This is a genomic window from Pseudomonas sp. 13B_2.1_Bac1 (assembly GCF_025466155.1).
GTDB lineage: Bacteria > Pseudomonadota > Gammaproteobacteria > Pseudomonadales > Pseudomonadaceae > Aquipseudomonas > Aquipseudomonas aylmerensis.
In genome coordinates this window covers 22,689-28,968 of sequence record NZ_JANLOH010000028.1, presented here as the reverse complement: position 1 = coordinate 28,968, position 6,280 = coordinate 22,689, and the positions used below count along the sequence as shown (strand labels likewise).

At 62.3% G+C, this 6,280-nt stretch carries 8 protein-coding genes; 2 read left to right on the top strand and 6 right to left on the bottom strand.

Going from position 1 to position 6,280, the window contains the following annotated elements:
* Positions 1-183: 183 nt before the first annotated feature.
* The 6 genes from rluB to NTD80_RS06420 form a co-directional block, all read right to left on the bottom strand.
* The gene (gene rluB, locus NTD80_RS06445; protein WP_262132737.1) at positions 184-1,407 is read right to left on the bottom strand and encodes a 23S rRNA pseudouridine(2605) synthase RluB; all 1,224 of its coding nucleotides are present in this window, start codon (positions 1,405-1,407) and stop codon (positions 184-186) included.
* Positions 1,408-1,551: 144 nt separating this feature from the next.
* Positions 1,552-1,743, bottom strand: coding sequence for a DUF1289 domain-containing protein (locus tag NTD80_RS06440; RefSeq protein WP_044267786.1), 192 nt, complete (start codon positions 1,741-1,743; stop codon positions 1,552-1,554).
* Positions 1,744-1,868: 125 nt separating this feature from the next.
* Positions 1,869-2,873, bottom strand: a complete 1,005-nt coding sequence (gene scpB / locus NTD80_RS06435; RefSeq protein ID WP_262132734.1) for an SMC-Scp complex subunit ScpB — start codon at positions 2,871-2,873, stop codon at positions 1,869-1,871.
* Positions 2,874-2,885: 12 nt separating this feature from the next.
* Positions 2,886-3,584, bottom strand: a complete 699-nt coding sequence (locus NTD80_RS06430; RefSeq protein ID WP_164365898.1) for a segregation and condensation protein A — start codon at positions 3,582-3,584, stop codon at positions 2,886-2,888.
* Between the two features lie 120 nt (positions 3,585-3,704).
* Positions 3,705-4,334, bottom strand: a complete 630-nt coding sequence (locus NTD80_RS06425) for an L-threonylcarbamoyladenylate synthase (protein ID WP_065908929.1) — start codon at positions 4,332-4,334, stop codon at positions 3,705-3,707.
* A 13-nt stretch (positions 4,335-4,347) separates the two neighbouring features.
* Positions 4,348-5,211: a PHP domain-containing protein gene (locus NTD80_RS06420; protein ID WP_106802762.1), complete on the bottom strand. Its 864-nt coding sequence runs from the start codon at positions 5,209-5,211 to the stop codon at positions 4,348-4,350.
* 87 nt (positions 5,212-5,298) lie between these two features.
* On the opposite strand from NTD80_RS06420, the gene NTD80_RS06415 reads away from it, so the two are divergent.
* Positions 5,299-5,895: a septation protein A gene (locus tag NTD80_RS06415; RefSeq protein WP_065908925.1), complete on the top strand. Its 597-nt coding sequence runs from the start codon at positions 5,299-5,301 to the stop codon at positions 5,893-5,895.
* 1 nt (position 5,896) lies between these two features.
* Positions 5,897-6,196, top strand: coding sequence for a YciI family protein (locus NTD80_RS06410; RefSeq protein ID WP_262132731.1), 300 nt, complete (start codon positions 5,897-5,899; stop codon positions 6,194-6,196).
* The last annotated feature ends 84 nt before the right edge of the window (positions 6,197-6,280 follow it).

Genomic DNA, 6,280 nt, shown 5'->3' with positions numbered 1-6,280 from the left:
TTGAAATACACACCAAATGTGGGAGCGGGCTTGCTCGCGAAGGCGGTAGACCAGCCAACTTCTCCAGCGACTGATCCACCGCTTTCGCGAGCAAGCCCGCTCCCACAGTGGAACGGGTCAGCAAATCCAGACCAAAAAAAACGCCAACCCTAGGGTTGGCGTTTGTGTGCAGCGCTTAGCGTATCACTGCGGCTTCTTGCGACCAAAACCTGGACGCTGACCCGAACCGGCCGGGGCGCCACGGCGCTTGCCGGACGGCTCGTCCGCGACCAGTTTCGGCCCGGGGCGCTTGTTTGCCGACGGCTTGGCTGGACGCTTGGTGCTGGCGTTATCCGCTGGGCGATCGGCTTCACCACGGTTGCTGCGACCGCCGCTCGGCGCTTCACCACGGGCCGGACGCGGCGCACGTGGAGCACGCTCGCCTTCCTGACGCGACGGCGCCGTCGGGCGACGCTCGCCTTCGATGTGCGGCTCACGGGAGATACGCCCACCGGTCGCCGGCGCATTCAGGGCCGGGCGCAAGGTGCGCGCCACGCGCTCGGTACGCGCAACAGGACGCGAGGACTTACGCTGCATACGCTCAAGCTTGTCTTTGCTCTTGGCGTTCATCTGCGGCATCGCGACCGGCGTCAGGCCGACTTCGGCGCTGAGGATGTCGACTTCGTACTGGCTCATTTCGCGCCAGCGGCCCATCGGCAGGTCGGAGTTGAGGAACACCGGACCGAAACGCACGCGCTTCAGGCGGCTGACCACCAGGCCCTGGGATTCCCACAGGCGACGCACTTCACGGTTACGGCCTTCCATCACCACGCAGTGATACCAGTGGTTGAAACCTTCGCCGCCCGGTGCCTGCTTGATGTCGGTGAACTTGGCCGGGCCGTCTTCCAGCACCACGCCGGCCTTGAGGCGTTCGATCATCTCGTCGTCGACTTCACCGCGTACACGCACGGCGTATTCACGGTCCATCTCGTAGGACGGGTGCATCAGGCGGTTGGCCAGTTCACCGTCGGTGGTGAACATCAGCAAGCCGGTGGTGTTGATGTCCAGGCGACCGATGTTGATCCAGCGGCCTTCCTTGGGCTTGGGCATCTTGTCGAACACGGTCGGACGGCCTTCCGGGTCGTCACGGGTGCAGATCTCGCCATCGGGCTTGTTGTACATGATCACGCGGCGCACCGATTCGGCGGCCTCTTCACGCTTGATGACCTTGCCATCAATGGTGATTGCATCGTGCAGGTCGACGCGCTGGCCGAGGGTGGCCTCGACGCCGTTGACCTTGATGCGCTTCTGGGTGATCCAGGCTTCGACGTCGCGGCGCGAGCCCACGCCGATACGCGCCAGCACCTTTTGCAGTTTTTCGCCTGCTGGGCCGATTTCCTGGCTGTCGTTCTGGTCTTGGTCGTTCATCTTAAGCACCTCCCGGTGGGTCGATTCAGGCGTGGCCTGAAGAGTGTTGAAAGCGGGGCTTTGGGGCAATAGCGCGCCAAAGGGTCGCGAATCATACGCGCATGGCGCGCGTTGCGCATCAGAGACTAGTCGATTGGGCCGCCATCATTTGCTTTTCCGCCGACCGGTGGCCCCCAGCGCCAGCAGGCGCAGCTCGGCTTCGGCAAGCACCGTGCGCTTGTCGGCTTTGTCGAGTTTCTTCCAGGCACGGATCTCGCGCTTGCTGCGACCACAGCCGACACAGATGTCGTCGTTGAATTTGCAGATGCTGATGCACGGGTCTTTGGTGGAACTCATTGAAATCCTCCCAGGCACTGGTTTTCTGTGGGAGCTGGCTTGCCTGCGATGGCATCACCTCGCATAGCAGAAAGACCGAGTCGCCTGCATCGCAGGCAAGCCAGCTCCCACATTTTGAAGCGGCGTCAGTCTTCGAATTGGCGGCGCTCGTTTTCGATGGCTTCGGCCAGCGCCTGGGCTTCGGCTTCTTCGTCGCTCAGCGACGGTTGTTCGAGGGCGGCGACGGCGGCCAGGAGCTTCTCGCGAGCTTCGGCGACACCGAGGATGTCTTCTTCGGGTTCAGGTTCGGGCTCAGCTTCTGCTTCGACTTCAGCCTCAACTTCAACGTTCACTTGGGCTTCAGCCTCTACATCAACGTCCGCTTGGGCTTCAGCCTCAACATCAACGTCCACTTGGACTTGCGGCTCGGCAGCACCATCACGCAGCAAGTCGTCGAAGTCGGTCTTGATGCCCTGCTCCATGTCGTCCAGTTCCAGCAACAGCGTGTGGAAACTGGTTTCGTCCTTGGGTTCTTCCGGCTCGGCGCTGGCGTCGGCCAGTTCCTGCAGGCTCGCCGGAACCGGCGCGTCGTCGAAGTCGAGCACCGGCTCGGCTTCCATTTCGCGCAGCTCGGCCAAGGGCGGCAGGTCATCGAGGTTCTTCAGGTTGAAGTGGTCGAGAAACACCTTGGTGGTGGCGAACATCGCCGGTTTGCCGGGCACATCGCGATAGCCGACGATGCGGATCCACTCGCGCTCCAGCAAGGTCTTGACGATATGGCTGTTGACCGCCACGCCACGCACATCCTCGATTTCGCCGCGGGTGATCGGCTGGCGATAGGCGATCAGCGCCATCGTCTCGAGCATCGCCCGTGAATAACGCTGCGGGCGCTCTTCCCACAGCCGGCCCACCCACGGGGAAAATTTCTCACGAATCTGCAGGCGATAACCCGACGCCACTTCGCGCAGCTCGAAGGCGCGGCCATCGCAGGACTTGCGCAAGATCTCCAGGGCTTTCTTGAAGACTGGCGGCTCCGGGCGCTCGGCTTCCTCGAAGAGTTCGAACAGGCGCTCAAGGGATTGCGGTTTACCCGAGGCCAGGAGAAAGGCTTCCAGCAGCGGCGCCAGTTCGCGGGGTTCAGTCAGATTCATCGATTCAGCTCTTTATTCGGCTCGCGCCCGCACGTGGATAGCCGCAAAAGGCTCATTCTGGACCAGCTCGACCAAGGATTCCTTGACCAGTTCGAGGATCGCCATGAAGGTCACCACGACGCCCAGGCGCCCTTCTTCGGCAGTGAACAGCTCGACAAACGGCACAAACCCGCCGCCCTTTAGGCGTTCGAGTACATCGCTCATGCGTTCACGGGTCGACAGGGCCTCGCGGCTGACCTGGTGGCTTTCAAACATATCGCCACGGCGCAGCACCTCGGCCATGGACATCAGCAATTCTTCCAGGCTCACGTCCGGCAACAATTTGCGCGCCCGGGCCTCGGGGGCATCGAGCTTGGGCACCACCACATCGCGGCCCACGCGGCTCAAGCCGTCGATGCCTTCGGCGGCGGCCTTGAAGCGCTCGTATTCCTGCAGGCGGCGGATCAGTTCGGCGCGCGGGTCGTCCTCTTCGGCCTCGACCGTCTCCGAGCGCGGCAGCAGCATGCGCGACTTGATCTCGGCCAGCATGGCGGCCATCACCAGGTACTCGGCGGCCAGTTCCAGGCGCACCGACTGCATCAACTCGACATAACCCATGTACTGACGGGTGATTTCCGCCACCGGGATGTCGAGGATGTTGATGTTCTGCTTGCGGATCAGGTACAGCAGCAAGTCCAGCGGGCCTTCGAAGGCTTCAAGAAAGACTTCCAGCGCGTCCGGCGGGATGTACAGGTCCAGCGGCATTTCCATGACCGCCTGGCCATACACCATGGCAAACGGCAGTTCCTGCTGGGCGCCCGCCTGGCTGTCGACGGTTTCCACGGCCGACATTCAGGCCTCGGCCATGAAGGGGGCCGGGTCGCCGCAACCCACGCGGATCACTTCGGGTTCGCCGTCCGCCAGGTTGATCACGGTGGAGGCCTTGCCGCCGCCGAAACCGCCGTCGATGATCAGGTCCACCTGTTTTTCCAGGAGTTGGCGCATTTCGTACGGGTCTTCCAAGGGTTCGGCGTCGCCGGGCATGATCAGCGACACGCTCATCAGCGGCTCACCCAGCTCGGCCAACAGCGCGAGGGCGATGGGATGCTCGGGCACGCGCAGGCCGATGGTGCGTTTCTTCGGGTGCAGCAACAGGCGCGGCACTTCGCGGGTGGCGTTGAGAATAAAGGTGTAGGGCCCCGGCGTGTGGGCCTTGAGCAGGCGGAAGGTGCCGGTGTCGACCTTGGCGAACAGGCCCAGCTGGGACAGGTCGCTGCAGATCAGCGCGAAATTGTGCTTGTCATCCAGCTGGCGCAGGCGTCTTACACGCTCGACCGCGCCCTTGTCGCCGATCTGGCAACCGATGGCGTAGGACGAATCGGTGGGATAGATCACCACGCCACCGGCGCGAATGATCTCCACGGCCTGTTTGATCAGGCGCGCCTGGGGGTTTTCCGGATGAATCTGGAAGAATTGACTCACGTGTTCTACCTGTTCAGACGGTGGCAATAATGGGGTCATGCTTGAATCGCCCCCACAAGAGCGGCAAGTCTTCCGGGACGGGGCGATACTCGCCGATCTCGGACCAGCCGCCTGGGCCATGAAAATCACTGCCGGCACTGACCAGCAGACCAAATTCGCGGGCAAGAATCGCCAGGCTGCCCACCTGTTCGGCGGGTTGATAGCCGTTGACCACCTCAATCGCGTGGCCGCCCGCTCCAATATAGTCGCCAATCAGCTTGCGGCGCTTGCTGCGGGTGAAATCGTAATGCCAGGGATGCGCCAGGCTGACCCAGGCCCCGGACGCCCGCAGGGTCTCGACGGTGTCCTCCAGGGTCGGCCAGTGTTGCTTGACGTCACCCAACTTGCCGGCGCCCAGCCATTTGCGAAAGGCTTCGGCGCGGTCCTTGACGAAACCTTCGCGCACCATCCAGTCGGCAAAGTGCGGACGGGCCGGCGCATTGCCGCTGTCGCCCAGTTCCTGCTGGATGGCGCGGGCGCCGTCGAGCGCGTTGGGCATGCCCTTGAGGGCGAGTTTTCGGCTTATTTCTTCGGACCGCAGCCAGCGGCCATCGTGCAATTGGGCGATGGCCTCGACCAGGGGCGGGGCGTTTTGATCGAATCCATAGCCCAGCACATGAATGGTGGCGCCACCCCAGGTACAGGACAATTCCACCCCGTTGACCAGCTGCATGCCCAGGGCATGCGCGGTTGCGCGGGCTTCATCGAGGCCTTCGAGGGTGTCATGGTCGGTCAACGCCAGGACTCGCACGCCTTTTTCAAACGCACGCGCAACCAGTACCGCGGGCGCCAGGGCGCCGTCGGAGGCCGTGCTGTGGCAGTGCAAATCAACATTCACGGGAGTGTGTAACCTCAAGTCAGCTGGCGCTTTCGCTACCAAGGATGTTTGTTATTATGCCGCCACATCCAGCTTCTGGCTCTTACTGTGAAACAATTCATCGACTTCATCCCGCTGTTGCTGTTTTTCATCGTTTACAAACTCGACCCCAGGGTCATCGATATTGCCGGCCATGAACTGACCGTCGGGGGCATCTACAGCGCCACCGCCGTGCTGATCATCAGCTCCATCGTAGTCTACGGCGCCCTCTTCATCTCCCAGCGCAAACTGGAAAAAAGCCAATGGCTGACCCTGGTCGCCTGCCTGGTATTCGGCAGCCTGACCCTGGCCTTCCACAGCGAGACCTTCCTCAAATGGAAAGCCCCGGTGGTGAACTGGCTGTTTGCCCTGGCCTTCATCGGCAGCCACTTCATCGGTGACCGCCTGCTGATCAAGCGGATCATGGGCCACGCACTGACCCTGCCGGAGCCGGTCTGGACACGTTTGAACGTGGCCTGGATCGTGTTCTTCCTGTTCTGCGGCGCTGCCAACCTGTTCGTGGCCTTTACCTTCCAGGACTACTGGGTCGACTTCAAAGTCTTCGGCAGCCTGGGCATGACCGTGCTGTTCCTGATCGGCCAGGGTATCTACCTGTCGCGCCACCTGCATGACACCGACCCTACTACGCCAAAAACCGAGGACTGACATGCTCTACGCCATCATTGCCACCGATGTTGCCAGCTCGCTGGAAAAACGCCTGTCCGTGCGCCCGGCACACCTGGAGCGCCTGAACGAGCTGCAAGCCGCAGGTCGCCTGGTACTCGCCGGCCCGCACCCGGCCGTCGACAGCAACGACCCGGGCGCCGCCGGTTTCACCGGTAGCCTGGTGGTTGCCGAGTTCGCCTCCCTGGCCGATGCACAGGCCTGGGCCAAGGCTGACCCGTATGTTGCGGCAGGCGTCTACGCCGATGTCGTGATCAAGCCATTCAAGCAAGTCCTGCCTTGACCCAGGCGTGTGTCGAACCTAATACGTGCGGCACACTCCTAATTGCTCATTATTCTCGGTAACCTGCCGACAACGTTCTGAATA

Coding starts and splice junctions, on each gene's coding strand:
- rluB (WP_262132737.1), bottom strand. CDS start 1,407: ATGAACGACCAAGACCAGAACGACAGCCAGGAAATCGGCCCAGCAGGC.
- NTD80_RS06440 (WP_044267786.1), bottom strand. CDS start 1,743: ATGAGTTCCACCAAAGACCCGTGCATCAGCATCTGCAAATTCAACGAC.
- scpB (WP_262132734.1), bottom strand. CDS start 2,873: ATGAATCTGACTGAACCCCGCGAACTGGCGCCGCTGCTGGAAGCCTTT.
- NTD80_RS06410 (WP_262132731.1), top strand. CDS start 5,897: ATGCTCTACGCCATCATTGCCACCGATGTTGCCAGCTCGCTGGAAAAA.